Here is a 26,123-nt window from a genome sequence, read left to right as displayed (position 1 = left end):
ATGTCCACCGATTACCGCTTCCTGACCTACGAAGAGCTCGATGACGGCCGCATCGTCCGCATCATGCTCAACCGGCCCGAGGCACGCAACGCGCAGAACCGCGGCCTGCTGGTCGAGCTCAACGAGGCGTTCCTGCGAGCCGAGGCCGACGACACGGTTCGGGTGGTCATCCTGGGCGGTCATGGCCCGATGTTCTCTTCCGGTCACGACCTCGGGTCGGCGGTGTCGCGGGCCGAGTACAGCCCGGGGCCGGACCAGCACCCGAGCTTTCAGGGCCTTGGCGCCAACCGGGAGGGCGCGGAGAAGCTGATGCTGCAGGAGTGGCATCACTTCTTCGCCAACACCCGGCGGTGGCGCGACCTGCGCAAGATCACCATCGCGCAGGTGCACGGCGACGTCTACGCGGCAGCACTGATGCTGATGTGGGCGTGCGACCTGATCATCGCGGCCGAGGGCACCCGGTTCGCCGACGTGGTGGGCACCCGGCTGGGTATGTGTGGTGTCGAATACTTCGCCCATCCGTGGGAGTTCGGACCCCGCAAGACCAAGGAGCTGATGCTCACAGGTGACGCGATGGAGGTCGACGAGGCGTATCAGCTCGGCATGATCACCAAGGTCTTCCCCCACGACGAGCTCGCAGACAAGACGCTGGAATTCGCCCGGCGGATCGCCGAGGTGCCCACGATGGCGGCTCTGCTCGCCAAAGAAGCGGTCAATCAAACCGTCGACAACATGGGCTTCTACAACGCGCTGAACGCGTGCTTCACGTTGCACCAGCTCAATCACTCGCACTGGGCACAGGTGCACGAGGAGGGCTGGCCGGTAGGCCTGGAGTCCGATGGCCTGCCGAACTGGAAGACCGCCCCGCCGATCGTGCCAGCGGTCAAGGACCAGGTCCGCGCTGAAAGCTGATCGTCAGCGCATCTGCGCGATCACGGCAAAGTCCCGATTCCAGCTCACCTGAATCGTTCAAGCAGTCTCGGCACTGTCACAGACAGCGACAGATGAGCCGTATGGTTGGACGACTGCAGCCGAAGTACCGTCAACGTGGTCTTGCCGAAATCCCTTGTAGTAGGCTTTAATTCGCAGAATGCGCACGGCGCCGCAATCGGATTGGCTTTATATTTCTCGAAATTTTTGTTGTGCAGGACACACCTTTTCGCGAAACGTGGTGAAAAGCACAGACTTTGGTATACATGCAAATTGTTGTTAGCTTCGGCCGCATGTTTGCAATAGCGACGTTGATGACTCTGATCAGTCAGGTGTCAGGCACGCCGTACGTCCCCGGCGGGGACACACCGGCTGGCACCGACTGCTCGGGACTGGCCTCCTGGGTGTCAAATGTGGCCACCGGAAGGCCTGCCTTTGGCAGCCGGTTTCACACCGGCAACGAGGAAGCCGCCCTCCTCGCCCGCGGATTCCACTACGGAACCGCCCCCAATTCCCTGGTGATCGGCTGGAATGGCCGCCACACCGCAGTCACATTGCCCGACGGCACTGCAGTCTCCAGCGGTGAGGGCGCCGGCGTGCGCGTCGGCGGCGGCGGCGCCTACCAACCGCAGTTCACCCACCACATGTACCTGCCGATGCCTGCCGATGACATGCAGGATCCGCCGGCGCCGGATGCTCCCCCGCCGCCTCCGGATGCGCCGGTGTTTGTCGACGCACCGCCGCCGCCCGCTGGCGACGTTCCTCCACCGGCCGGTGGCACCGTGCCCGTCAGCGCCGATATCGCCTCTCCGCCAGGCGATCCCGCCCCCCAACCCGCATAGAACATCGACGATTACGCCGCACTGCCCACCTCGGCAGTGCGGCGTACGTCATCAAAAGCCTTGTTGCGCAATGAGCTTCACTCCCGCTTCACGCGCAGCGACGGGACGGGCGAGCACGCCGGCCACGACCAGCACCAGGACGGCGACAGCCAGGCACGGTCCCCACACCGCACTGCCGTGCGGCCACGGGATCACATTGCGATACAGGGTATACCCCAGTAGGGCCAGACCGAGCAACGGCAGGATCACCTCCGACTTGCGAATCTGGGTGTCGCGGGCGAGGAATAGCAGCCGGACAGCTCCCAACGTGGCCAGTGCGTAGGCCACCAGCAAGATGAGCGTGCCCGCTGTGGCAGCGATGCTGAACACGTCGAATGGACGCGCCCGCAACGCAACCCAGCCGATGGCCTGGATCGCGAACACCGCCGCCACAGCTGCCGCCGCCGCGACATGCGGAATGTTGCGTCGGGGATGCACCGCTGCCAGCGCGGCCGGGCCGATGCCGTCCCTGCTGAGCGCGAAGAGCAGCCGGCTCGCACCCACCACGCTGGCCAGGCAGCAGGCCGCCGCGCTGAACGTCGCGCCGACGACGATGACATAGGACAGCCACGGCGCGACGTACTGCTCGGCGATATCACCCATGAGAGCGTCGGACTTGGCAAAGGCCGCGACTCCGGCCGAGTCCGTGCCGAACGCCATCATCTCAATCGCCGTGACAGTCACGAAGAACATCCCGCCGAACAGCGCGGTACCGAGGATGGCCCGGGGAATGTTGCGCCGCGGCGCCTCGGTCTCCTCACCGAGAGTCGCCGCTGCCTCGAAGCCGGCGAAAGACAGGAAACCGAAGACGATGCCCAAGAACACCGTGGAGACCGAGGTACCGGGGGCGACGGAGAACACCGACATATCCAGATGCTGACCGCCGGGAGTGTGGCCGGCGATCACCTTGCCCAGCGTGATCGCCGCCACCACCAGGATCAGCATCACCGTAAGGCCTTCGGTGACCAGCAGGACGGTGGCGCCACCCTTGATCTCCCTGGCGGCGAGCCACCACACCGCGGCGAGCACCAACCAGCCGGACACGAACGCAACCCAATCCGGTAATTCGTTGGGGGAAGCAACTTTTCGAGCCAGGTCGGTCAGGAAGATCCCCGCTGCCGTCGCAGTCACCGCGCCGAAAAAGACATAGGTTCCCGCGTTGAGCCAGCCCGCCACACTGCCGGCCCGCGGTCCGAGGGTGACACCGACGAACGCATACACACTGCCGGCGTGGCTGAACCGTTGCGCGAGCCGGACGAACGTGTGGGCGATCAGTAGAACGCCGACTGTCGCCAACAGGAATGCCAGCGGGACTGCACGACCGACCGCGGCGGCCGTTCCCTGCGGATTGATGTTGACGGCCATCGACGGCGCCATGAGTGCAACCGACACACCCACCGCCGACCAGACGGAGAGGGTCCGGCGCAGCGCGGGGTCACCGGACGCCTCCTGGCCGGCCAATCAATCACCCTCGTCGAGCACCAGCGCCTGTTCCAGGCAGGCCTCGACACCGTCTCGGGTGCGCTGCTCGTCTCCCGGTGCGACGTCATGCTCGTCGAGTGTCGAGTAGCCCATCTCATCGACCGGGAACAGTTCGGGATCAACGGCATAGCACAGCGCATGGCCCACGCACCGTGAGCTCTCCAGACGGACCCGCATCGGCTCAGGTTAACCGCAGTCCCCGAGTGCACGCGCCGATTCCGGCAAGCGCCTCAGGGGTTGATGGTGTTCTCTCCGACCTGACGCCCCCACACGTACTCGGTGAGCAAGGGCTGGCCGAGTTCGAAGTGGTTGTACGGCGCGATCGAGGCCCCGTCATCCATCACCAGATAGGGAGCCGGCCAGAAATTGCGGTCGATCGTCTGCCAACACCCCGGCGCGCCGCCGGGGCCACCCCTGCCGTTGGTCCTTGGCAGGTTGTCCGGGTACACGTAGGGATTCGGGGCGCCGAGGATCTCGGTCATCGTGCTGAGCGAATATCCGTTGCCGCCGAAGGCATCCAGTGCACTCGGCGCCGCCAGTGCGATGTTGCGAATGCCGCAGAACAGTTCCGGGCTGTAGGTGTCGAGAAGCTGGGAGCTGGGCACCAGATCCGCCATCCCCCGGATGAAGTACGGCTTGCTGCGCTCGAACACATCGGCGCCGGTATTGCCGAACCCGATGGAGGCGAGCAGTGCCGCATCGATGTCGTGCTGCTGGCCGTTGAGCGAGTTCGCGGTCACCACCGCATGGTCCAGCGCATCCCACAGGTTGGGGCTGGCTTTGGTGTAGACGTCGGCCAGATCGCCCAGTCGCTGGATGTCGCGGCGGAGCTGCGGCATCTGCGGGTTGATATCGTCGAGCACCGAGTTCCCGTTGACGATCGACTGGCCGAACTTGGTGCCCAGCCCGTTCAACGCTTCCGCCGTCGCCGACAGCGTGAGGTTCAGCTTGACCGGATCAACCTTCTCGGAGATCGACGTGACCGTCTCGAAAAGTGTGTTGAACTCCGTGGTGACGCTGGAGGCGTCGATGACGTCAGACGTCGCCAGACGGGCCGACACCGGATTCTTCGGTGTCGACAGCGCGACATATTTGTTGCCGAATACCGTGGTGGCCTTGATATCGGCGTGCACGTTGGCGGGGATGAAGGCCAAATAGCGGGGCTCGACGTCGAGCCTCAGCCGCGCGATGTTCTTTCCGTCGCGCTCGCCGGAGGTGACGTTGATGACCCGACCGATCACCACTCCGTTGAAGGTGACCTTCGAACCCGTGTCCATCACCAGGCCGCCGCGATCGGACACCATCGTCAACGTTGCCCGCGGCGACAGGTCGCCGCGAAATTGCAGATAGACCAACGACAGGACGAGGACGATCACGGCAAGAAATATCAAGCCGGCGGCCTTGAGCGGCGGACGGTCGCGCCAGTTCACCGCAGCCCCTCCTCAACCCCGACCCAAGCGAACGAGCGCCCCTACCGGCCGTAGCCAGTGACGTGGACCACAGGAATGTACCTGATTTGAGATTCGAATGGTCGTCATCCGCGCAATTCGCCATGCCGTTAATTCGGTAATTTGGATTGCGGCATCGTCAATATATTCGGGAATGCACTGGCGCGGTGGAATATGCAGGTGCCCAACCAATTCCGAATGCACTCATGTGCACGGTCAACGGCCGCCGATATGGGCGGCAATTTGTCTTTGCAATATTTGCTGAGGAACTGCGGTGCCAATGCTGGGCGAATGCCGCCCGCCGACCGGATGCTGACGGTATCCCGAACTGGCCCCAAAGCCGCTCCGGTAAGCGGTGGAGTCGGGATAATCGACTGTGCCGCCCGGGGGTGTCGCCGGCGCGGGAACAGCTCAGCGAGGAGCGTGAGACTCATGTCCATCATCGAAGCGGACTCAGCAACCCAGTCGCCCCATCAGCGCGCGGTCAGCGAGACCCAGCAGTACATCGACAGTCCGCGATTCGAGGGGATCACCCGCCTCTACACCGCAGCCCAGGTCGTCGAACAGCGCGGCACGATCCCCGTCGACTACACCGTCGCCCGCGAGGCGTCGGCCGCCTTCTACAAGAGGCTGCGAGAGCTCTTCGCGGCCAAGAAGAGCATCACCACCTTCGGGCCGTACTCGCCGGGCCAGGCGGTGACCATGAAGCGGATGGGTATCGAAGGCATCTACCTCGGGGGCTGGGCGACCTCGGCCAAGGGTTCGACCACCGAGGACCCGGGCCCGGACCTGGCGAGCTACCCGCTGAGCCAGGTGCCCGAGGAGGCAGCGGGCCTGGTGCGCGCGCTGCTGACCGCCGACCGTAACCAGCAGTACCTGCGCCTGCAGATGACGCCCGAGCAGCGTGCGGCCACGCCGGCCGTCGACTACCGCCCGTTCATCATCGCCGACGCAGACACCGGCCACGGCGGAGACCCGCACGTGCGCAACCTGATTCGCCGCTTCGTCGAGGCCGGCGTCGCGGGCTATCACATCGAGGATCAGCGCCCCGGCACCAAGAAGTGCGGCCACCAGGGCGGCAAGGTGCTGGTGCCGTCCGATGAACAGCTCAAGCGGCTGAACACCGCCCGCTTCCAGCTCGACATCATGGGTGTGCCGGGCATCATCGTCGCCCGAACCGATGCCGAGGCGGCGAACCTCATCGACAGCCGCGGCGATGAGCGGGACCAGCCGTTCCTGCTCGGCGCGACCAATCTCAAGGTGCCGCCGTACAAGTCGTGCTTCCTGGCCATGGTGCGCCGGTTCTACGAGTCGGGTGTCACCGAGCTCAACGGTCATCTGCTGTACGCGCTGCCCGAAGGCGAATACGCGGTGGCCGACGCCTGGCTGCAGCGGCAGGGCATCGCCGACCTCATCACCGAACAGGCCGCCGCGTGGCGCGACGGTAAACAGCATTCCCTGGACGCCCTGTTCGACAAGGTCGAGTCGAGATTCGTCGACGCCTGGCAGGACGACGCCTCGCTGGACACCTATGGCGACGCGGTGGCCGAGCTTCTCGCATTCCGGGAGAGCGAAGGCGAGCCACACGAGATGAGCGCCGCGGACTGGCGCGAGTTCGCCAAGACCGCGTCGCTGCACGCGGCCCGGGAGAAGGCGCGTGAACTCGGCGTCGACGCGGCATGGGATCCCGAGCGAGCCAAGACCCCCGAAGGCTACTACCAGGTGCGTGGCGGCATTCCCTATGCGATCGCGAAATCCCTTGCCGCAGCTCCGTTTGCGGATCTGCTGTGGATGGAGACCAAGACTGCCGATCTGGCCGACGCCCGAGAGTTCGCCGAAGCCGTCCATGCGGTGTATCCGGACAAGATGCTGGCCTACAACCTCTCCCCCTCGTTCAACTGGGACACCACCGGGATGACCGACGAGGAGATGCGGGCCTTCCCCGAAGAGCTCGGCAAGATGGGCTTCGTCTTCAACTTCATGACCTACGGCGGCCACCAGATCGACGGTGTCGCCGCCGAGGAATTCGCCACGGCCCTGCGCCAGGACGGCATGCTGGCGCTGGCGCGTCTGCAGCGCAAGATGCGCCTAGTCGAATCGCCTTACCGCACACCGCAAACGCTGGTCGGCGGTCCGCGCAGCGATGCCGCGCTGGCGGCGTCCTCGGGCCGCACCGCCACCACCAAGTCGATGGGCAAGGGCTCCACGCAGCACCAGCACCTTGTGCAGACCGAAGTGCCGAAGAAGCTGCTCGAAGACTGGTTGGCACTGTGGAGCGAGCACTACGAACTCGGCGAGAAGCTGCGGGTGACGTTGCGTCCGCGGCGTGCCGGCGGCGAGGTGCTCGAGCTCGGTATCTACGGCGAGCGGGAAAAGGGCGGCGAGCAGGAGCTGCTGGCCAACGTGCTCGTCGATCCGATCAAGGACCGGCACGGCCGGAGCATCCTGACGGTGCGCGACCAGAACACCTTCGCCGAGAAGCTGCGGCAGAAGCGCCTGATGACGCTGATACATCTGTGGATGGTGCACCGGTTCAAGGCAGACGCCGTCTACTACGTGACGCCGACCGAGGACAACATCTATCAAGCCGACAAGATGAAGGCGCACGGCATCTTCAGCGATGTACACAAGGATGTCGGCGAGATCATCGTCGCCGACGTCAATCAGGAGCGCATCGCCGAGCTGCTGGAGCCCGACCGTGTGGCGCTGAAACGGCTTATCGCCAAGGAGGATTGACCTCTTTCGCCCAAACCGACATTTCGCCGCGGAAGAGCGAGTAGCGCGCGACATTTCGTCGATCTCGGCGCGGAAACCTACTTCAAGTAGGCGACGATCGCGTTGGTGAGCCCGCGACGGGCCGCGTCGAGATCGCCGTAGCTGCCGAGCTGCTTCTCGGAGGCGATCCCGCGCATCGCACCGGGAATCAGCCAGGCCATCTCCCGGATGCGCTGCGGGTCGACGTGCAGGTCTGCGAACGCCTTCTGACAGGTCTCCTGCCAGCCCTGCCCCCAGGAGAACAGTTCGGCAGCGGTTTGCGGATAGAGCCTCTCGAGGTCGGCATGCTCCCGCGGCAGAGCGGCCCGCAGGTTCTCGATCGCGCGCGAGTCGCGATTGGTCAACCCGTCATAGAGCGTGTCGATGATGCCGGCCACCCGGTCACGCAGGCTTGCCGAGGTATCCGGTGAAGTGAAGATGTTGGCCCGCCGCTCGGCCGTGTAACGCAGTACCGCCGCCCAAAAGCCGTCGGTGTCACCGAATTGGTATTGCACGGTGCCCCAGGTGGCGCCGGCGTCCTTCGCGATCCGATTGGCCGACACCGCACCGGGCTGACCGGAGGCGAGCGCGGTCAACGCGGCTTCGAGCAGGCTCTCGCGGGTGGCCGAACCCCGCCGGTTCGGCCGTCGTCGCGCACTGTCCGCTTCGGCCACATCGAAAGCCTAACCCAGATTCGTTGACACTTCTATGATCCGTTTCTAGACTCGCCAGCGTGGCGAAACCGTCCCTGTCGATGAAGCCCACCGGCTGGTTCCAGGTGGCGTGGTCCGACGAGATCGCGGTGGGTGACGTCCACCGCATGAAGTACTTCGACACCGACATGGTGGCCTGGCGCGCCCAGTCGGGCGCACTGACGGTGATGGACGCCTACTGCGAACACCTCGGCGCCCACCTCGGGTATGGCGGCCAGGTGGTCGGCGAGGTAATCCAGTGCCCCTTTCACGGCTGGCAGTGGAATCATGAGGGTCGCAACGTCTGTATTCCCTACCAGGACAGGCCAAATCGCGGTCGCCGGATCCCCACCTATCCGGTCGTAGAGCGAAATTCATCGGTGTACATCTGGCATGACGTCGCCGGTCGCGAGCCCTACTTCGACGCTCCGGACATCTTCGCCGACTTCGGTGACGACAAGACGTCCGCCGACTACTACCCGCAGGCCCGGCTGTACCGCCCACAGCTCGAGCTGCATCCGCAGTACGTCCTCGAAAATGGCGTCGACTTCGCGCATTTCAAGTTCGTGCACCAGACGCCCATCGTGCCGCTGTTCACCCGGCACGATTTCGACGAGCCGGTGTCCTACGTGGATTTCACGATCACGTTCGAGGGCGATGAAGGCCAGATCATCGACGACATCAACAGTGGCGTCGAGGCCATCAACGGCGGACTCGGCGTCGCCGTCACCAAGAGTTGGGGCATGGTGGACAACCGGACCATCTCCGCGGTCACCCCGGTCGATGAGAACACCTCCGATGTCCGGTTCATGGTCTACATCGGCCGAAAGCCCGGTGATGACAGCCAAAAAGCCGAAGCAAAGGCGAAGGCGTTCGCCCACGACGTGATCGACCAGTTCGCCGCCGACATCCAAATCTGGCAGCACCAGCGCTACACCCACCGGCCGGCGCTCGCGACCACCGAATTCGACGGATTCACCGCAATCCGCAAGTGGGCCAACCAGTTCTATGTATCCGACCACCAAGGAGAACCAGCCCATGTCAGCCAATAGCCCGATCCGGGTGTTCCAGGTGGCGACCGGAAATGTCGGCACCGAGATGATCAAGCGGATCGGTGAGCACCGCGGCCTGGAGCTGATCGGCCTGCACTGCTACTCGCCGGAGAAGATCGGGCGCGACGCCGGCGAGATCGCCGGCATCGCACCGAACGGTGTCACCGCAACAGGCTCCATCGACGAGATCATCGCCGCCAAGCCCGATGTGCTGACCTTCCATGGCGTGTTTCCCGACGAGGACCTCTACATCAAGGTGCTCGAAGCGGGCATCAACATCGTGACCACCGCCGACTGGATCACCGGCTGGCACCGCGATACCAATCATCCGCACCCGTCGGGCAAGAAGGTGTCCGAGCTTCTCCAAGAGGCTTGCGAGAGAGGCGGTTCCACGTTCTACGGCACCGGGATGAATCCCGGCGTCAACCAGATCCTCGGCGTGGTCTGCTCGTCGGACGTCGCCGAGATCGAGAACATCACCACCATCGAATCCGTCGATGTGTCCTGCCACCACTCGGCCGACACCTGGAAAGAAGTCGGCTACGGCCTGCCCGTCGACGATCCGGCGCTGCCCGGCATGCTCGAGAAGTACACCCGCGTCTTCGCCGACAGCGTGCTGATGATGGCCGACTGCTTCGACCTCGAACTCGACGAGGTGAAGTTCACCTACGAACTGGGCGCCTGCACCGAGGACGTGGACCTCGGCTGGTACCAGTTGCCCAAGGGCTCACTCGGCGGCAACTACCTCAAGTACCAGGGCATGGTCGACGGCGTGGCGCGGGTGGAGACGCACCTCGAGTGGCAGATGACCCCGCACACCGATCCGAGTTGGGATATCAAGGGCTGCTACATCACCCAGATCGCCGGCGACCCGTACGTCTACAACAAGCACATGATCTTTCCGAAGCCGGGCGTGGACCTGTCCGACGTGGCGTCGTTCGCATCCATCGGTATGACCGTCACGGGGTTGCCGGCGCTGAACGCCATTCCCGCAGTGGTGGCCGCCGCACCCGGGTTGATCACGAGCGCGGACCTGCCGCTGCGCGGATTCGCAGGCCGGTTCAAGAAGTAAACGCCACAATCTGACGCGGATCGAGCGAACCGTAAGGGCGATAGTATCGGTCCGGATTCGGTTCGGTGAACAAAAGATGAACACGCACGTCAGGGGCTACTTACCGCTGACTCGGTGCGTTCCACGCTGATCGCCATACGGCCTCGATAGCAACATCCCGGAGTCTCACAGCGGCCCAGACGGCCAGCCCAGAAGATAGCGAACGGTGTATGTGCGCCGGAACTGTCCAGGTAAAGTGCCGTCCGTGGGAAAGCACCGGTTAGCCAGGCCCCGGCGCCGATGGTCAGTCGCCGTGGTCGCGCTGGCCGCTCTCCCGTTGGCCGCCGTGCTGTCCGGCAGCACCGGTTCCGGCCCCGCCAGGATGACCGCGGGCACCGTCGAGTGCTGTGCCGAACTGGTCGCCGCGGCGCCGATGAATCTGGCCGCCACGCCGATCAGTGCGCACTACGTCGTCATGACCCAGGCCGAATTGGTGGCCAGCAGGAGTGCGGTCAACCGCACCCCCCTGCGCGCGTTACCCGCAGGCGTAGGTGTCGAACAGGGTCTGCAACTCAAAACGGTCCTGGCCGAACGTCTCATCAGCGCGTACTTCCCGCAGATCCACAACATCGGCGGCGTACGGCCCGACTCCTTGAAGTGGCATCCGATGGGCTTGGCCATCGACGTGATGATCCCGAACTGGCAGACGCCGGAGGGCAAGGAACTCGGCGACCGGATCGCGGCATTCGCCCTGGCCAACGCAGACCGGCTGTCGTTGAATCACGTGATCTGGCGCCGCATCATGTACGACCACGGCGGCAAGCCATCCCTAATGCCGGATCTCGGCGGTAACGACGCCAACCACTACACTCACGTTCACATCGCCACGAACGGTGGCGGCTATCCCACCGGTGGCGAGAGTTATTTTGGCTAGCTTCAAGGTTTTTGGTGTGGCGTCGAGCGCCGCTCTTGTGCTGATCGCCGCGCCCGTCGTGCACGCCGACGAGGCGTTCTGGGGTGGTTGGTACAAAATCACCTTCCACACCGATCAGAAGTCGGGCACCTCCGTCGCGGCGACACAACAGGAAACGCCCTACACCGCCTCGTTCAAGATCACCACGGACTGTGCGGCCGACATCTGCACCGCCTCGGTCCTCGACGGCCCGACGCCCAAGGACAACGCCGCGCAATCGACCAGCTTCGTGTGGACGGGCTCGCAATGGTCGCGGTCGAACAGCTGGCGATGGGACTGCACGCTGCCGGACGGCACGATCACCTACGACCCCGCGCATTCGGTGACCAACTACACCCCGCAATCCGACGGATCGCTGGCGGGCACATTCCAGACCACCATTGAAAGCGGTGCCTGCCAAGGCACAGTCACCATCCCCGTGACCGCTGCACCGGCCTGACCTACGTCGTCGCTTAGGGTTCCAATCGTGAATCGTCTCGACCGCTTCTTCGAGATCACGGCCCGCGGGTCGACCATCGGCGCCGAGGTTCGTGGTGGCCTGGTCACGTTCATCGCGATGGCCTACATCGTCGTATTGAATCCGATCATCCTGTCCGGGGCCGCCGACGTGACCGGACACAAACTGGGCTTCGCCCAGGTGTCGGCCACCACATCCCTGGCCGCCGGCGTGATGACCATCCTGTTCGGCGTGTTCGCCCGGCTTCCGTTCGCGTTCGCCGCGGGGCTGGGCATCAACTCGTTCCTGGCGACCACCGTGGTCGGCACGGTCAGCTGGCCCGAGGCGATGGGCCTGGTGGTCATCAACGGCCTCATCATCGTCGCACTGGCCGTCACCGGACTCCGCAGGCTGGTGTTCGACGCGGTTCCCATGCAACTCAAGCTGGCGATCACCGCAGGCATCGGCCTATTCATCATGTTCATCGGCCTGGTCGACGCGGGTTTCATCTCTTCGACCGGAATGCCTTCTCCCCCAGTTGGTTTGGGCGGCGGTGGACACGGATCGATAAGCACCGTGCCCACGGTTGTGTTCGTGTTCACACTGCTGCTCACCGGCATTCTCGTCGTTCGCAACGTCCGGGGCGGGATACTGCTGGGTCTGGTCGCCGGCACCGTCGTCGCGGTCGTCATCGAAGCGATCTGGCACCTGGGTCCGGCGACCGAGAACCACGGTGGCTGGACGCTGTCGGTCCCCAGCCTATCGGGATCGCCGTTCGCGCTTCCCGATCTATCTCTGGTGGGCGCCTTCAGTTTCGACAGTTTCGGGCGGATCGGCGTCCTGGCCGCCACGATGCTGGTCTTCACGCTGGTGTTCGCCAACTTCTTCGACGCGATGGGCACCTTCACCGGACTGTCCCGCGAAGCCGGGCTGGCCGACGACCGCGGGAACTTCCCCCACCTGCGGTCGGCGCTCGTCGTGGAAGGCGCGGGCGCCATCGTCGGCGGTGCGACATCGGCCTCGTCGAACACCGTCTTCATCGAATCCGGCGCCGGTATCGAGGAGGGCGCCAAGACCGGTCTGGCCAACCTCGTCACCGGCGCGCTGTTCCTGGCCGCTATGTTCGTCGGGCCGCTCGCGCAGATCGTTCCGACCGAAGTCGCCGCGGCCGCGCTGGTGATCGTCGGGACGATGATGTTCTCCCAGCTGCGTCATGTCGACGTCTCGGAATTCTCGATGGCGCTACCAGTCGTCCTCACGGTCGCGGTGATGCCGTTCAGCTATTCGATCGCCAACGGCATCGGCGTCGGGTTCGTCACGTGGGTGGTGGTGCGTTCCGCCGCAGGCAAGGCCCGGGAGATCAGCCCGCTGCTCTGGGTCGTCGCGGCCGGTTTCGTACTGTATTTCGCCCGCGCCGGGATCGAGTCACTGCTCGGCATGTCCTAGCCCCTGAATCGATGCTTACATTGGACAACTCTGCACGAGGGAAGGATTGAACATGCGCAGGGCGACATTGACGACGCTGATCGCCGCCGCCGCGATCGCGGGCGCCCCCGGCGTCGCTGCAGCCGCACCCAAGAACTACTGCGGCGATCTCAAGGGCGTCGACAACGGGCAGACGTGCGATATCCAACAATCCAACCCGGCCTACCAGGTAAAGATCAGCTTCCCCAGCCGCTACCCGGACCTCAAGTCCGTCGCTGACTACATCAGCCGGACACGCGACGGCTTCCTCAACGTGGCCAAGGCGTCCAATCCCGGTGACGTGCCGTTCGAGCTCGACATCACCGCAACCCCGTACAGCTCGACGCTGCCGCCGCGAGGTAGCGAGTCCCTGGTCCTGCAGAACTACGAGAACATCGGCGGCGCACACCCCGACACCTCGTTCAAAGCGTTCAACTGGGATCAGACCTCCCGCACGCCGATCACCTACGCCACGCTGTGGCGCCCGGACGCCGACCCACTGACAGTGGTGTATCCGATCGTCGTCAGCGAGTTGCAGAAACAGGCCGGCCAGCCGATCTCGGTCGATCCGGTCACGGGGATGGACCCCGCGAGTTACCAGGAATTCGCGATCACCAATGACGGCGTGATCTTCTTCTTCAGCCAGGGCCAGCTGCTGCCCGAGGCGGCGGGCGCCACCCAGGTGCTGGTTCCGCGCTCGGCGATCGATTCGTTATTGGCCTGAGCGCGCGCCCGGGGTGACACACACTGCCGCGCTCCACATCTTGTCGCCCGGGTTGCGCGGATCGGGCTGTGGTAGGCGGGCCGCGAGCCGAAGCAGCAGCGGCAACCGCCGCAACCGACGGGCCGCCGTCAACAGTGATTCCGCGGAGGCGACTGACCAGCCGAGATTTTCGAAGAACGCCAGACCGTTGGGTGGGGCGAACTTGATCGGCGCGTTGCGCATCATACCGTCGGTCTTGTCGTTCATCGTCGTCTTGATCCCGCCGGATCCGAAATCGAATGTCCACCAAGCAATCTCGGAGCGCTGAAATGCCGCGGACAGCCCGATGACATCGGCTTCTTCCAGATACATCAGCAAACCTTCGGTGAGCACGAAGGCTTTCGTCGCCCCGGCGAGTGCCTCGTCGAGGAAGGCATTCCGGGCACGCGAATCGGCCAGGTCGACGGCGTGGCGCGACAGCCGGCAGCGCGGGGTCTGATCGGCCAGCAGTTGCTCTTTCTCGGCAACCAGGGCCGGAAGGTCGGCTTCGACCCATTTCAGCCCAGCCGGCAGGTCCAGCCGGTAAGGCCGGGTATCGAGACCGGCCGCCAGGTTGAGCACCCGGTCGCAGCCTTGCTCAATGGCCTGCGCAATGAGGTCGTCGATGATCTTGGTGCGGGCCACCAGCCACCAGCCGTCGCGAATGCTGCGCGGCGCGGCGGCAATGATGGCATGACCCTGTTGCCCCGCCAGCCTTTCGGCCAGAGGATCGCGAAACAGAGCGTCGGGCCGCGCCGATTCCTTCGCCCGGTGCGCAGTCACCCAGCGGGCGGTGTCGGATACGTTCGAGACGAGCGAGTCCATGCGCGACAGTGTCCCAGACCGCCGGCTCAGAACACCGGGAGGTGCGCGGCCGCGATCATCGGCAGCCGGCCGGCGTTCATGGCGCGCCCTTCCACCATGGCGGGCACTCGACCGGTCCACGTCGCGCCGTAATAGGGATCGATCGGAGTCAGCGCATCCGCGCCACCGAGGCTGTTTCCTACCCGCTCCAGCCAACGCGTGATTCGAGCCTTCATGGCTGACCTCCCAGTTCGGTGTTGTCGTCGTTGCCTGTAACTCTGCTTGTTCGTGAGCATCGACGGCATAGGTCGATCGGCCGATGCAGCGGATGAATCCGGTGTCCACCAATCGGAGGACGTCGGGCTGCCATGCTGTTCGCATGCCTCGTCTGCCCCGCCGGATCACATCGGATCTGACCGCCGTCGTGGCCGGGCTGGAGAGCAAGCTCACCGAACGACGTCGTGACCTCAAGGTGCAGTTGGGCGCCTTCCGCGGTGTCCATGTGGTGGTCTATCGCGGGTACGTGGCCGACGACATCGCCAAGGTCCGGGTCCGGGTGATGGAGACACCGGAGTTGCCCGGCGACAGCCGGATCCCGTACTGGGACGTCGCGCAGAGCAATGTGCGACGCCACGCAACGTTGTCCATCGTCGGTGCCGAGGTCGAGCTGCGCGTCGGCGAGCATCGGGCCATCGAGGTCACCGACAGCCACGGCTTCGCCAACTTCTCACTGCCGGTGCCCAAGTTGCGGGTCGGCTGGCACACGGCGGAGGCGGTCGCCGAGGCGATGGGCGACGACGAACCGGCCGTCGGCACCGGCTGGGTGATGAAACCGTCGCTGGCCGCGCCCTATCTGGTGATCTCCGACATCGACGACACCATTCTTCTCACCGGCCTGACCGAGGGTGTGGCGATGGTCGCCAGGACCTTGCTGCACGCTGTAGAACAACGCAGCGCGATTCCCGGGATGGCGCCGTTCTACCGCGGTCTGGCCCGCGGCGTCGAGAGCCGCACCGGGAACCGTCGAGCGGAACCCACCTTCTTCTACGTCTCTACGGGCAGCTGGTCGTTCTATTCGATGCTGGAGCAGTTCGTCGAATTGCGCGCTTTTCCGCCGGGCCCGATGTTCCTCACCGATTGGGGCCCGACCGAGCGCTACCTGCGACGCAGCGGCGCCGAGCACAAACGAGCCGCTGTCCGCCGACTGTTCGCGGCCTACCCGCGGATGCATTTCGTCGTGATCGGCGACAGCGGTCAGCGCGACCCACTGATCTACGAGGAAGTGGCGCGCGAATTTCCCGGACGGGTGCTCGCGGCCATCATCCGGCAGGTCGGCGCCGACGACGACGAGCGCAACGTGTCATTGCGCGACCACGCGCAGACGCTCCGCGACGAGGGCATTCCGATGCACCTGGTGGCCGACGCCGGACAGGCCGCCGAACTGGCCTACGGTCTGCGTCTCTGCGACGAAGACACGGTGGCCGAGACAGGTGCCGAGCTGAACGGCTGAACGACGACATCAATATTTGCTGAACTGATAGTCTCTGCAGCGTGCAGCCATCGTGGTATGTCGCAGGCGGTGTGCTCGCGCTCGGGATCGGCGCTGGGCTCTTCCTCGGGCACGGAGTGGCCTCGGCCGCTCCCGACGCCGGATCCGCTGCCCAGAAGTCAGTGACGACACCCGCCGCCAAGTCGGCGCGGCAGGCCGGCCAACCCGCGGCGGCCCGCAGTGAAAGTCACCGCCCGGCCGCACGACAGGCAGCGCGCTCAGCTCCCCGATCGATCGAAAAGATAACCGCCACAACGACTGTAGCGCCCAACGTATCGGTGGCACTGCCGCCGATGCCGGTCGTCAGTGGCGCGTCATTCTCGGTGTCCGCCGGATTCATGAAGCCGTTCGCCACGAATTTCATTGCCGCCGGCGGCGATCCGGCCGACAGCGCACGGTTCTTCTTCGGCGATCTGGCTGTCAAGAGTCTGGACGCGCTGGCCGAGGAGAACATTCCGGCACCTCAGGTGAGGTTGCTGATGGGCAATTTGGCGGCATCGGGCTACTTCGGCGGAATCTGGTTGCGCGACAACCTACATACCACCCCCACCAGCACTCTGGCGATCCCAGCGCCCACGGTGCCGTTCCCGGCGCTCGACTTGTCCCCGTCGGCGATCGGCATCCGGTTGTTCGACGCCGTGTCGGCCGGCTTGACGGGTGCGGCGGCCAGTGCGCCGGATTGGGTCGTCTCGGCGGTCGCACACGTCTCGGTGCCGGTGCTGCTGGCGCTGTACGGGTACAACCGCGGCTATCTGCAGGTGGTGCTGGAGCACCCGCCGGCGGGCGTTCCCTCGATGCAGAACACGTTGACGTGCAGCGGCTTCCTGGCGTGCAACTCGACGGCGTTCCCGCTGGAGCTCGCCACCCGTTACGACAGCGCGCTGGGCAAGCTCGACGCCCCGGCCACGCCCGGCTGGTCGGAGATGTCGATGTGGACCAGCGTGCTCGAGGGTGCAACCAGCGCGGGGCGGTTCGTCTGGGAAGGATTGGCCCAAGCCGGCTTCTCCCCCGCCTCGTATACGGCACTGGTGCAGTTGAGTTCGGCCTACCTGATGGTCAGCAAGGCGGCGGTGTTGTCCAGCATGACCGCCTATGCCGACGGCGATGCGGCCATCGGCCGCAGCTCACTGCGGCTGCAAGCGGGACTGTGGATGTGGTCCGGCGCCTACTTCGCCGGCCTGGCCTCGGGCGCCGCTCCGGGCACCATCCCGAAAGTTGTTGTCGTCTAGGAACTTAGTACCGCGCCAGGCGCATAATCGAATGTTGTTGTACCGACGTCGGCGGGCGTGTACTCGAAATAGATCGGCCCCTGAAGAAAGGGAAAACTGCCGGTGTTCATGCCGTAACTCTTTGTCGAGACGTCGGGAACGTTGCCAGCGCTGTAGTCCGCGGCGGTGATCGTCATGGTGTACAACAATGTCTGACCGTCGCTGGTGTAGACCGAAACCGTTGTGCCCACCGGCAAGTCGTCACCGACGTCATAGCCCGAAAGGCTGGACGGAAGGACGTCCCGGGGAATGTTCCCACCGAGGCCACCGCTGTCGATGGTCACGTTGCTGACGATCTGCTGGATCGCACTCGAGGTGCCCGCGTAGCTGATCTGCACGGCCAGGGTGGTGTCATACCATCCGGTCGCCGAGGTGACCGGGGTCAACGGATTCGCTCCGAACGTGAGCTCGCCCGACGGCTCGTTGATCAACAGGCCCTGATTGAGACCGGTTGGCAACGCGTGAACCACACTCGATAGTCCATCGGAGGATCCCCAGCAGACGCCCATGTCCGCGGAGATCGCGTACTTCGGGTCCGACCATTCGGATTGGGGAATGTCCTTCCACGTGATGCCGCCATCCGTAGATTCCTCGACCGTGGTGACGACGCCGATATCCGTGGGCGCGGTGACCATTCCGTTGCCGAAATCCACGGAAGTGTTGTAGACGCTGTAGTAGAACTTGCCCCAGTCGCCGTACTCGATCATCCCGGTCTTGCCGGTGGGCTGGCCGATGTTGTCGGCGTTGACTTGAGTAATAGGGATGATCAAAGGGCTTGAGCCGGTGTCGACTTCGACCTGGGTGACCGGGCCACCACCGATCGAGAGCCCGACCGTCGTGTAGTTGTTGCTCGATGTATAGGTTAGGGCGACGGTGGGTGCTCCACCGGCGGCACCCGATGCACCCTCATGACCGAACAGGCCGGCCGAGCCGCCCAGACCGCCGGCTCCGAGCACACCACCGGCGCCACCAGCTCCGCCGCTGCCACTCAGAACGCCGCCCCGGCCGCCGGCTCCGCCAGGAGCGACTTCGCCACCCAGACCGCCGGCTCCGCCAACGCCCACGAACACCGCGTTGCCGCCCGCACCGCCCGGACCGGTCGGTCCGCCGGCACCGCCGGCACCGCCGTTGCCGTACAAGACCCCACCAGAGCCGCCGACGCCGCCCGCCGCACCCCAGCCGCCCGTTCCACCGGCTCCGCCGAGCCCTACCAAGCCGGCGGCGCCGCCGTTGCCACCGGACGCGCCCGCCGCGGTGCTGTTGCCACCGTTGCCGCCGTTACCCCATAGCCAACCGCCCGGGGCACCTGCCGTACCCACCCCTTGGGCATTGGTGACCCCGTTGGCGCCGTTGCCGACCAGAGGCCGCCCGGTCAGCGTCTGGACGACGCCGTTGAGACCCTCGGTCAGAGCCTGCTGAGCGGCTGTCGCCGTCACCGTGGCCGCCACCCGGATCGACGGGATGCTGGCGAACTTCGGTGCTTTAGCCTCGGCAGGGATGACCGAGGCGCCGGTCACTCGTTCGGGGACAGCAGTTTTGGCGACGAGCGCGACACCACGCAGCGTCTGCGAGTTGATCAGCGCACGGCCGGAATGGCTTTCCGCCCCTGCGCGCGGACCAGCTCCTCCGACAGCACTATCCGCATGTGCGGCCGCAGATCCGCTGGCAACCGCGGCCCCGACACCGAACGCGACGGCGCCGGCTCCCAGCCACAGATAAGGTCGCCGGGCTCGTTTGACCGTCCTGTTCTTCGCGCGCGCGGTATTGCGCTGCCCTGCCGTCACCGCGACACCTTAACTGACCGATCGCGGTAGCGCGGCGATTACGCAGCGAATTGGTTAGTGCGGTGGAGAACCGTCAGTGCTGTCGTTTCTTGGTCGACTCTCTGCGACCAGGAAGTAGGCAGCGCCTGCGCCGACATTCGGTGCAACCCCGCCGGGCGACACCGTGCCCGGACCGGATGTCAACGCGGGGGGCCAAGAATGATCTGACCGAATTCCCTTGCCCCTTCTGCCATCTTCGAGGCCGTGATCTCGAAGCCGTCCGGTCGAGGCGTCGCCCGATCGCGCCCAGAGTGCCGGAACATGCCCTCGATTCCCGCGGGAGTGTTGATCATCAGCAAGTCTGCCGTCTTCGACGTGACGCGGTAGGCGTGCGGAATATTCTTGGGCAAGAACACGATTCCACCCTCGGATAGCTCCATCTCCTGGTCGTCAACCCAAACCAATGCCGTTCCCTTAATCAACATGAACACCTCGTCTTCGCGGGTGTGCTTGTGGTACGGCGGCGCCTCACCCTCGCTGACGTCAAAGCGTCCGACCATCAACTGGCCGTCAGTTGCCTTACCGTCCAGCAAGATCGCCAGCGTGCCACCATCGAGCCATTCCAGTTTTTGTTGCTGCTCGGGCTGAGCCAGGTATGCCATGCTCATATCGCGTCGCCTTTCGTGATAGGACGGCCAAAGGTCCTGTGTTTGAGCGGTTTCCAGTCGCCACCCTGGACGAACTGCCAGGTCGGGCTGATCATGGGTTCCAGCGCTGATCGAGCCATCGTTCGAATGTTTGCAAAGACGGGTCGAGTTCCGCGGTGAGCGCCCGATCTGCTTGGTAGGACGGCGGTGTGGAGAACCACGTGAACATTGCGCGCAGGTCGTCGTCGCCGGCAGCGGCGGCCGGCAGAGCTTCGAAACGAGCTGGTTGTGCCGCTCGGCGTCCGAAGACGTCGGCGATCTGCGAGCCGGTCAGCTCGTCGCCGGCGATCTCGACCGCACCCGTGGGGACACGAGAGGGGTCGATGAGCACAGCGGCGGCGACGGCGCCAATGTCGCTGACGGCCACCATTTGCAGCGGAACACCGTCGGGCATCGGAAGGCGGACGACCATATCGCTCGCCTCGAAGTTCGACAACTGGCTCAGCAAGTTGTCATAGAAGAACGTCGGACGCACGTATGTGGCTGGGATTCCAAGGTTTTTGATGTACTCCTCGACACGGCGCTTGCTCTCGAAGTGCGGGATCCCGGTGTGCCGCTCCGCGCCGCCCACTGAGCTGTATACGAGATGCTCGACGCCGGCAGACTTGGCCACATCCGCGATGAGGATGCCGTCGTTGATCTCACCCTCCGTGCCACGGCCCGATGTCATCGTGGTCATCGCAAAGGCACGCTCAACCCCATCGAAGGCCATGCGAACACTTGCCGGGTCGTCGAAATCAGCGATAGCCAGTTCCGCTCCGTCAGCTGCCAGCGCCTGAGCGGCCGGTTTCTGCGGGTCGCGGACCAGCGCCCGCACCGCCACCCCGGCACTCAGCAGAGCCCGCGCGGTGGCGCCGCCCTGCTGCCCGGTTGCTCCGACGACGGCGACCACACCAGATAGCGCCACAATCTTCTCCGCTCAACAGCGGACGAAATATTCCGCATAACGCCAGGGTAGGCCCCCACCGGCGTTCGGGCAATGCGAAGTCCGCTGCCGAGCCAAGGTTCGCGGGGCGCCGAGGAAGTTCCATCCTTGGCGTGCGGCCGCGCCGAACGCAGAGATATATTGAGCTGCAATCGCTTTCGCGGAAATTCGCCCTGGCATCGACGGTGGGTCGCCCGCTGCGTCGACTGGGAGCGGCTCGAGCTACGGCGGACGCCGACCATCGCATCGCCAGCCGATCCGGGTGCTGTGTGACACTCGAGAGATGACCGGTGAGTCGTCCCCGCAGCCGCGTCGCCGCGCGGTCCGGCGCGACGCGCTCGTAAACCGAGAGAAGATTCTGTGTGCAGCGGCCGACGCGATGGCCCGTCACGGACTCAACATTCCGCTCGCAGACATCGCCAGAGCCGCTGGCGTCGGTGTCGGCACGTTCTACCGTGGGTTTCCGGACCGCACGGCGCTACTGCACGCCCTGGAGCACCGCTCGTACGACATGCTCATCGACATCCTCGATCAGATCGAAGAGTCCGGGCAGACCGGCGCCGACGCGGTAGAGACCTACCTGCTCGAAAGTTTGAACCTCGGCCACCAGCTCGTGCTGCCCCTGCGCGGAGCGCCGCCACTGACTTCGGAGGCCGCCATCGCCGCCCGTCGACGAATCAACGCTTCCCTTGAACAATTCCTCGCCGCGGGCCGCGCGGCCGGGACCGTGCACACCGACGTCAACGCCACGGACGTCATCGTCTGTGCGGCCATGACGGGCCAGCCTCTGCCCCATGGTCCCGCGGGGCCCACCATCGGCCGCCGCCATCTCAGCTTGTTCGTCCGAGGTCTGCGATCACCCGACGAAGCACCGCTCCCGGGACCACCGGTCACCCGCGACGACCTCGAAACTCAGTTCGCCAAGGCAGACTGAGGTCGCAGGCACACCTGAAGGTGAAGCTCCGTGCGCACACGTGGAGCTCCACGTCCAGACTCCTCGGTCTGCATAGCGTCAGAGATCGCGCTCGAGCAGCACCGCGCCGGCGTCGACGGAAACAATTTGGACTGAGGCGATTTCGTCGAGACGCATCGATGTGCTGCCACCCGGCGTTGCCGGCATCCCGATCCGCGCGGTCCATGTGGCCAGCGGGGTGTGGCTCCCGTCGCGACCGACCGCCACCATCGCCAGAGTGTGGCTCGCCTCGCCGCCGTCGTAGTCGACGTCCATCGGTCCCGCCTCATAGATGCACTGCATCTCGATGCGAGTACCCCACGTCCGGCGGGTGAGAGTGACAGTCGCAGTGAGAGGAACCAGCCTCATCGGCGTCATCGTGAGCGCCGCGGTCTGAGCCGGTGCCGGCGTCACCACGATCGGATTCGACTGGAGGGCAACGACGGTAAGGCCGGCGACCAACGCCGCGCCCGCGGACCACGTCCACGTCGCCGTCCGCGACCGGCGCCGTCGGGCACTGACCTTGGCCAGCAAGTCTTCCCGCAGCGGCAGCAGCCCCGCCCGGCCGCCGCACTCGTCGAGGGTGTCGACGTAGCCACGGTCGATCTGCCCCAAGAGCGCCGGCATACCGCCGAGGTCGCCGACGGCGTCGACACAAGACGGGCAGGCCCTCAGGTGCGTCTCGAAATCGCGCCGCTCCGCCGACGACAGAGAGCCGAGCACATATGCCGCATCCCACAGCGCGTACGGGTGGGCGTCGCCGGGCGACGACGGACCGTCGACTGTGGTCATCACGTCATCCCGAGGCCAAGCCCTCGAAGAGCCGGGTGATCAGCATGACGACAAAGCTGTCGAAGTCGCCGCGTAACCGTTCCTGATCGGACGCGAAGGGGCGCTGCATCGACATCCCCAGCAGCACAACCTCCATGAGTCGCACCGATTCGTCGATCACATGCTCCGGCGCCGCGTCCCCGGCGATGGATCGCAGCAGCCCGGCGAACTGCCGCCGTTGGGTGTCCCGGAATTCGAGGTAGGCGGTGCGCAGGAATTCGTTGTGATTGGCGGCCGCCCCGAACTCGACGACGAACGTGACCGTGTCGAGGTTGTCGATGAACATGGTGTACAACAGGCCGGCCGCATCGGCCAGTCCGTCGCCGACGGAGTCGGCAGGCATCAGTTGGGTCTCAGCCGCGGCGAATAGTTTCGTCGCCACATCGTTGATGGCGGCGTCGAAGAGCTTTTCCTTGGTTTCGAAGTGGTAGTGCAGCAGCGTCTGGGACACCTTGGCCGTATTGGCGATCAGGCGCATCGACGACTTCTCGTACCCGTAGGCGCGGAAGCACTCGACCGTCGCGTCCAGGATCCGTTGCCGAGCGTCCCCGGGCGTGATCTCGGGCAGCCCGACACCGTCGTTCGCCTCGACCGTTGGTGTCGACATCGACACTCCTTGTTTTGTGATGAACTTTCCCTGATCGCGCACTCAGTGTCCTCTAGTTTGAGTCACGAGTGGCGTTTCCGGTTGGTTCAGCAGGAATCCACGCGGAATTCGGTCAGTTACGACGAAGACGGGCTCAAGTCTCCGGAATGCAGCCGCAGTACGCGGCGAACCTTGGCGGTGCGCCGCAGGCGCCGTGTCCAGGACACCGCGAACGCGCTCAGCATCAGCACCGCCAAAGCCGCGAGCCAGGGATAGCCGCCGTGGCCGTGCACCCACACCGCAAGACCGCTTTGAATGCGTCCCGCACCGGCGATCACCGGGTCGCCCGGCACCGCGGTGCCGGCGAAGATGCGTATCTCGTAGACACCGTAGTAGCCGACGTACGCGCCCACGAGCAGTACCATCGCGCCACCGAACCTGTTGATATACGGCAGGATTCGCCGCATTCGATACACGCCGACCGGGTTGGCGAAGGCCGCGGCGATGGCCAGGACACCGACGATCAGCGACATCCCCGCCGCGTACACCAGATAGGTCAGCAACCCGTCGACGATCAAGCCGCTGCGGAAGCTGGCCGCGGTAACGGCCAGGAACGGTCCGATGGTGCAGGACAGCGACGCGATCGCATATCCGACGCCGTAGCCGAACATCGAGCCGCCGCGCGCCGTCGGCGCCCACCGGCTGCTTCGGGTCACCGGGTTGAGGCCGGGAAGGTGCCGGCCGGCAAGCGACCAGATCCCCAAGGCGACGAGGACCACGCCGATCGCCACCGTGACATACGGCAGGTACTGCTCCACTGCCGCGGCCGCGGAGACGGAGAGCAGGCCGAAAGCACCGAATACCGTCATAAAGCCCAGCACCATCTCGCTGGTGGCCACCCCGGCGCGGCGCAGCGCCGTGAGCTGACCGGTGGCGTCTCCGCGCACGACCAGCGTCATGTAGACAGGCAGCATCGCAAAGCCACACGGGTTGAGCACAGCCACCAACCCGGCGCCGAAGGCAAGTCCCATCAGACCGTGTTCCACGATGCGCGCGTGCCCCTGTCTCGTTGGGCGACCCGGAACTGTCGACTGATTTCGACACGAGCCAGGGTGTTGTCCGGTTCACCCCATTTCCCGCATTCGACTGCGGCAGTCGGCCGCGGGTGACCCGAACGGGCCATCCAACCAAGATGGCCGGGTTGAGCGATGCGTGTCGGCTCGGCCCGGCCGTAGTTTCTCGACATGACTGAAACCGCCCGCGAGAATTCCCGCGCCGATCAGCAGCCCACGCCCGCCTATGCGATGTGGCTGCGCGTCACGGCGCTGGTCTACGACCCGTTCGTCTGGCTGGGCGAGCTGGCGGGCATGCGACGCCGGCGGCGCGAGCTGGTGGCCGACGCGCGCGGACGCGTCATCGAGATCGGCGCCGGAACGGGACTCAACCTCCCGTACTACCCCGGCAGCGTCGACGAGCTTGTGCTCACCGAGCCCGAGGCGGCGATGCGCCGCAAACTCGCCCGCCGGCTCGCACGGGTCGGGCGCGCCGCTCAGATCTCTGACGCGTCCGCCCTGCATCTGCCGTTCACCGATGGCTCGGTCGACACCGTCGTCTCGACGCTGGTCTTATGCACCGTCCCCGACCCGGCGGCTGCGTTACGGGAAATCGCCCGCGTCCTACGACCGGGCGGACAGCTGTTGTTCATCGAACACATCCGCTCGGGCTCGCGTTTCCTTGCCGCGTATCAGGACCTGATGCTGAGGATATGGCGGGGTTTCGCAGGCGGATGCGTGTGCAACCGCCCGACCCTGCAGTTGATGCAGGCCTGTGGGTTCACGGTGAAGGCCGATGCCGCGGTATGGCACGGGATGCCGGCTGTCGTCCATCCGTTGGCCATCGGACGGGCCACTGCATGAGGACCGCCCATTGCCTGCGCGCCGGTCGCGCAGGCGCAGCGATCGCCGGCGCCGGTGCAGCTTTCAATCGTGGGCGGGGTGGGCGCCCGGGCGACCCCGCCCGGTAGCAGCTACTCGGCGACGGCGTCGAGACGCTCGGTCACCCGAACCAGCGCCTCGTCAAAGACGTCCACCTTCTCCGAACGTTTCTCATTGGCCGGCTGCGCGGCGCCGCGGCCACCCTCGGCCTCCACTCGAGCCGCGCCCTGTCGCCGCAACAGACTGAAGTTCTTCTCCCGCGCTTGCCGGAGCCGGCTCTGCAATTCCTTGAGCTGCTTGACGTCCATGCGGGCCAGCGCTTCCGGTTGGCTTTCACCGATCAGCGAGTCTTCCTGCGGGGTCAGGTTCACGTGGTGGTTGCTCACTGTTGATTCATATCCTGCGCCGGCCAGCCGAGAGCAGCGAATCGCCGAGCGGCTTGCCGAACCGTCATGCTCTGGCCGTGTCCGGTTCATGTCGGGTCATGGCCGGTCTACATCATTTGACCCATACGCCGCGGTCGCAGAACACATAGTTCGGCCGAAGAGTCAGTATGGCCATGCGCCATACGTTGAACAGCATGAACACGATCACCGGCATCACGAAGTTGGCCGCCTACGGCGCACTCCTCGGCGGCATCAGCGCTGCTGCTCTCGGCATCGGGACGGGTCTGGCGCAGGCCGACTCCACGGTAACGGCGTCCGGAACCCACCAACTTCAGTCCTACGATCGCGGCGACCAGGAGGTCGTCCCCCGGGATCACCCGATCCCGATCCACGGCGACGACAGCGGCGCGGGCGCCGGTCACCTCCCTGGCGCCGCTCACACGAGCACGGCCCATACCGGCAAGTAACTGTTTTCCACGGCTTAAAGTCCCCTCTACACCGAACAGCAAGGTG

At 65.2% G+C, this 26,123-nt stretch carries 27 protein-coding genes; 14 read left to right on the top strand and 13 right to left on the bottom strand.

The genetic code is table 11. The features are described 5' to 3' along the window. A complete protein-coding gene (locus Y900_RS24040) occupies positions 1-912 on the top strand; it encodes an enoyl-CoA hydratase (RefSeq protein WP_036344880.1) in 912 nt (303 codons plus the stop codon). 311 nt (positions 913-1,223) lie between these two features. Continuing rightward, positions 1,224-1,772 carry a glycoside hydrolase gene (locus Y900_RS24035; RefSeq protein ID WP_036344877.1) on the top strand — a complete coding sequence of 183 codons (549 nt, stop codon included), beginning with the start codon at positions 1,224-1,226 and terminating at the stop codon, positions 1,770-1,772. Between the two features lie 51 nt (positions 1,773-1,823). Here Y900_RS24035 and Y900_RS24030 read toward each other — a convergent pair whose 3' ends face one another. Genes Y900_RS24030 through Y900_RS24020 form a run of 3 tightly spaced genes read right to left on the bottom strand, consistent with a single transcriptional unit; the run spans position 1,824 to position 4,723 of the window. Further along, positions 1,824-3,272 carry an APC family permease gene (locus Y900_RS24030; RefSeq protein ID WP_051660234.1) on the bottom strand — a complete coding sequence of 483 codons (1,449 nt, stop codon included), beginning with the start codon at positions 3,270-3,272 and terminating at the stop codon, positions 1,824-1,826. Next, on the bottom strand, positions 3,273-3,470 hold the full coding sequence (locus tag Y900_RS24025) for a ferredoxin (RefSeq protein WP_036344876.1): 198 nt from the start codon (positions 3,468-3,470) through the stop codon (positions 3,273-3,275). It abuts the gene before it with no gap. A 53-nt stretch (positions 3,471-3,523) separates the two neighbouring features. Beyond that, on the bottom strand, positions 3,524-4,723 hold the full coding sequence (locus tag Y900_RS24020) for an MCE family protein (protein ID WP_036344874.1): 1,200 nt from the start codon (positions 4,721-4,723) through the stop codon (positions 3,524-3,526). A 450-nt stretch (positions 4,724-5,173) separates the two neighbouring features. On the opposite strand from Y900_RS24020, the gene aceA reads away from it, so the two are divergent. After that, positions 5,174-7,477, top strand: coding sequence for an isocitrate lyase ICL2 (gene aceA / locus Y900_RS24015; RefSeq protein WP_036344873.1), 2,304 nt, complete (start codon positions 5,174-5,176; stop codon positions 7,475-7,477). Between the two features lie 77 nt (positions 7,478-7,554). On the opposite strand, the gene Y900_RS24010 is transcribed toward aceA, so the two are convergent. Continuing rightward, positions 7,555-8,169, bottom strand: coding sequence for a TetR/AcrR family transcriptional regulator (locus Y900_RS24010; RefSeq protein ID WP_036344872.1), 615 nt, complete (start codon positions 8,167-8,169; stop codon positions 7,555-7,557). Positions 8,170-8,228: 59 nt separating this feature from the next. On the opposite strand from Y900_RS24010, the gene Y900_RS24005 reads away from it, so the two are divergent. The 6 genes from Y900_RS24005 (at position 8,229) to Y900_RS23980 (ending at position 13,887) form a co-directional block, all read left to right on the top strand. Beyond that, entirely contained in the window at positions 8,229-9,239 is a 1,011-nt protein-coding gene (locus tag Y900_RS24005) for an aromatic ring-hydroxylating dioxygenase subunit alpha (RefSeq protein WP_051660233.1), read from the top strand. Next, positions 9,226-10,311: an NAD(P)H-dependent amine dehydrogenase family protein gene (locus Y900_RS24000; protein WP_036344871.1), complete on the top strand. Its 1,086-nt coding sequence runs from the start codon at positions 9,226-9,228 to the stop codon at positions 10,309-10,311. The genes Y900_RS24005 and Y900_RS24000 overlap by 14 nt, the downstream gene beginning before the upstream one ends. A 244-nt stretch (positions 10,312-10,555) precedes the next feature. Beyond that, positions 10,556-11,224 (top strand): VldE C-terminal domain-containing protein, encoded by a 669-nt coding sequence (locus Y900_RS23995; protein WP_036344870.1) that lies wholly within the window; start codon positions 10,556-10,558, stop codon positions 11,222-11,224. 16 nt (positions 11,225-11,240) lie between these two features. Further along, entirely contained in the window at positions 11,241-11,702 is a 462-nt protein-coding gene (locus tag Y900_RS23990) for an Rv2253 family sensor-like surface protein (RefSeq protein WP_131536265.1), read from the top strand. Positions 11,703-11,729: 27 nt separating this feature from the next. After that, positions 11,730-13,145, top strand: coding sequence for an NCS2 family permease (locus Y900_RS23985; protein WP_036344868.1), 1,416 nt, complete (start codon positions 11,730-11,732; stop codon positions 13,143-13,145). A 52-nt stretch (positions 13,146-13,197) separates the two neighbouring features. Then, a complete protein-coding gene (locus Y900_RS23980) occupies positions 13,198-13,887 on the top strand; it encodes an esterase (protein WP_036344866.1) in 690 nt (229 codons plus the stop codon). Here Y900_RS23980 and Y900_RS23975 read toward each other — a convergent pair. Beyond that, positions 13,876-14,730, bottom strand: coding sequence for a class I SAM-dependent methyltransferase (locus tag Y900_RS23975; protein ID WP_036344864.1), 855 nt, complete (start codon positions 14,728-14,730; stop codon positions 13,876-13,878). The two genes, Y900_RS23980 and Y900_RS23975, sit on opposite strands and share 12 nt — an antisense overlap. Before the next feature lie 26 nt (positions 14,731-14,756). Then, the gene (locus Y900_RS23970; protein WP_036344863.1) at positions 14,757-14,945 is read right to left on the bottom strand and encodes a hypothetical protein; all 189 of its coding nucleotides are present in this window, start codon (positions 14,943-14,945) and stop codon (positions 14,757-14,759) included. A 143-nt stretch (positions 14,946-15,088) separates the two neighbouring features. On the opposite strand from Y900_RS23970, the gene Y900_RS30470 reads away from it, so the two are divergent. Together Y900_RS30470 and Y900_RS23960 are read left to right on the top strand one after the other, a co-directional pair. Next, the gene (locus Y900_RS30470) at positions 15,089-16,219 is read left to right on the top strand and encodes a phosphatase domain-containing protein (protein ID WP_051660232.1); all 1,131 of its coding nucleotides are present in this window, start codon (positions 15,089-15,091) and stop codon (positions 16,217-16,219) included. 41 nt (positions 16,220-16,260) lie between these two features. Then, positions 16,261-17,487, top strand: a complete 1,227-nt coding sequence (locus tag Y900_RS23960) for a hypothetical protein (RefSeq protein WP_036344861.1) — start codon at positions 16,261-16,263, stop codon at positions 17,485-17,487. Here Y900_RS23960 and Y900_RS33490 read toward each other — a convergent pair. From Y900_RS33490 to Y900_RS23945, 3 genes are all read right to left on the bottom strand, one after another. Then, entirely contained in the window at positions 17,484-19,310 is a 1,827-nt protein-coding gene (locus Y900_RS33490) for a PecA family PE domain-processing aspartic protease (protein WP_051660231.1), read from the bottom strand. The genes Y900_RS23960 and Y900_RS33490 overlap by 4 nt on opposite strands. Before the next feature lie 179 nt (positions 19,311-19,489). Next, a complete protein-coding gene (locus tag Y900_RS23950; RefSeq protein ID WP_036344860.1) occupies positions 19,490-19,957 on the bottom strand; it encodes a cupin domain-containing protein in 468 nt (155 codons plus the stop codon). Positions 19,958-20,048: 91 nt separating this feature from the next. Then, positions 20,049-20,903 carry an NmrA/HSCARG family protein gene (locus Y900_RS23945; protein WP_051660230.1) on the bottom strand — a complete coding sequence of 285 codons (855 nt, stop codon included), beginning with the start codon at positions 20,901-20,903 and terminating at the stop codon, positions 20,049-20,051. A 301-nt stretch (positions 20,904-21,204) separates the two neighbouring features. Between Y900_RS23945 and Y900_RS30465 the strand changes: the two genes are divergently transcribed. Further along, positions 21,205-21,855: a TetR/AcrR family transcriptional regulator gene (locus tag Y900_RS30465; protein WP_051660229.1), complete on the top strand. Its 651-nt coding sequence runs from the start codon at positions 21,205-21,207 to the stop codon at positions 21,853-21,855. A 78-nt stretch (positions 21,856-21,933) separates the two neighbouring features. On the opposite strand, the gene Y900_RS23935 is transcribed toward Y900_RS30465, so the two are convergent. The 3 genes from Y900_RS23935 to Y900_RS23925 form a co-directional block, all read right to left on the bottom strand. Then, entirely contained in the window at positions 21,934-22,665 is a 732-nt protein-coding gene (locus Y900_RS23935; RefSeq protein WP_036347660.1) for an anti-sigma factor family protein, read from the bottom strand. A gap of 4 nt (positions 22,666-22,669) precedes the next feature. Further along, positions 22,670-23,311 (bottom strand): TetR/AcrR family transcriptional regulator, encoded by a 642-nt coding sequence (locus Y900_RS23930; protein WP_051660465.1) that lies wholly within the window; start codon positions 23,309-23,311, stop codon positions 22,670-22,672. A 116-nt stretch (positions 23,312-23,427) separates the two neighbouring features. Next, positions 23,428-24,336: a cytochrome c biogenesis CcdA family protein gene (locus Y900_RS23925; protein ID WP_036344853.1), complete on the bottom strand. Its 909-nt coding sequence runs from the start codon at positions 24,334-24,336 to the stop codon at positions 23,428-23,430. 198 nt (positions 24,337-24,534) lie between these two features. Between Y900_RS23925 and Y900_RS23920 the strand changes: the two genes are divergently transcribed. Then, a complete protein-coding gene (locus Y900_RS23920) occupies positions 24,535-25,206 on the top strand; it encodes a class I SAM-dependent methyltransferase (protein ID WP_036344851.1) in 672 nt (223 codons plus the stop codon). A 110-nt stretch (positions 25,207-25,316) separates the two neighbouring features. Here Y900_RS23920 and Y900_RS23915 read toward each other — a convergent pair whose 3' ends face one another. Beyond that, a complete protein-coding gene (locus Y900_RS23915; RefSeq protein ID WP_036344849.1) occupies positions 25,317-25,610 on the bottom strand; it encodes a hypothetical protein in 294 nt (97 codons plus the stop codon). A gap of 194 nt (positions 25,611-25,804) precedes the next feature. On the opposite strand from Y900_RS23915, the gene Y900_RS23910 reads away from it, so the two are divergent. After that, complete coding sequence (locus tag Y900_RS23910) at positions 25,805-26,077, top strand: hypothetical protein (protein WP_131536263.1); 273 nt, start codon at positions 25,805-25,807, stop codon at positions 26,075-26,077. Positions 26,078-26,123: the final 46 nt, after the last annotated feature.

The sequence above is a fragment of the Mycolicibacterium aromaticivorans JS19b1 = JCM 16368 genome (genome assembly GCF_000559085.1).
In the GTDB taxonomy this organism is placed as follows: domain Bacteria; phylum Actinomycetota; class Actinomycetes; order Mycobacteriales; family Mycobacteriaceae; genus Mycobacterium; species Mycobacterium aromaticivorans.
This window is presented reverse-complemented; position numbering and strand designations above follow the sequence as displayed.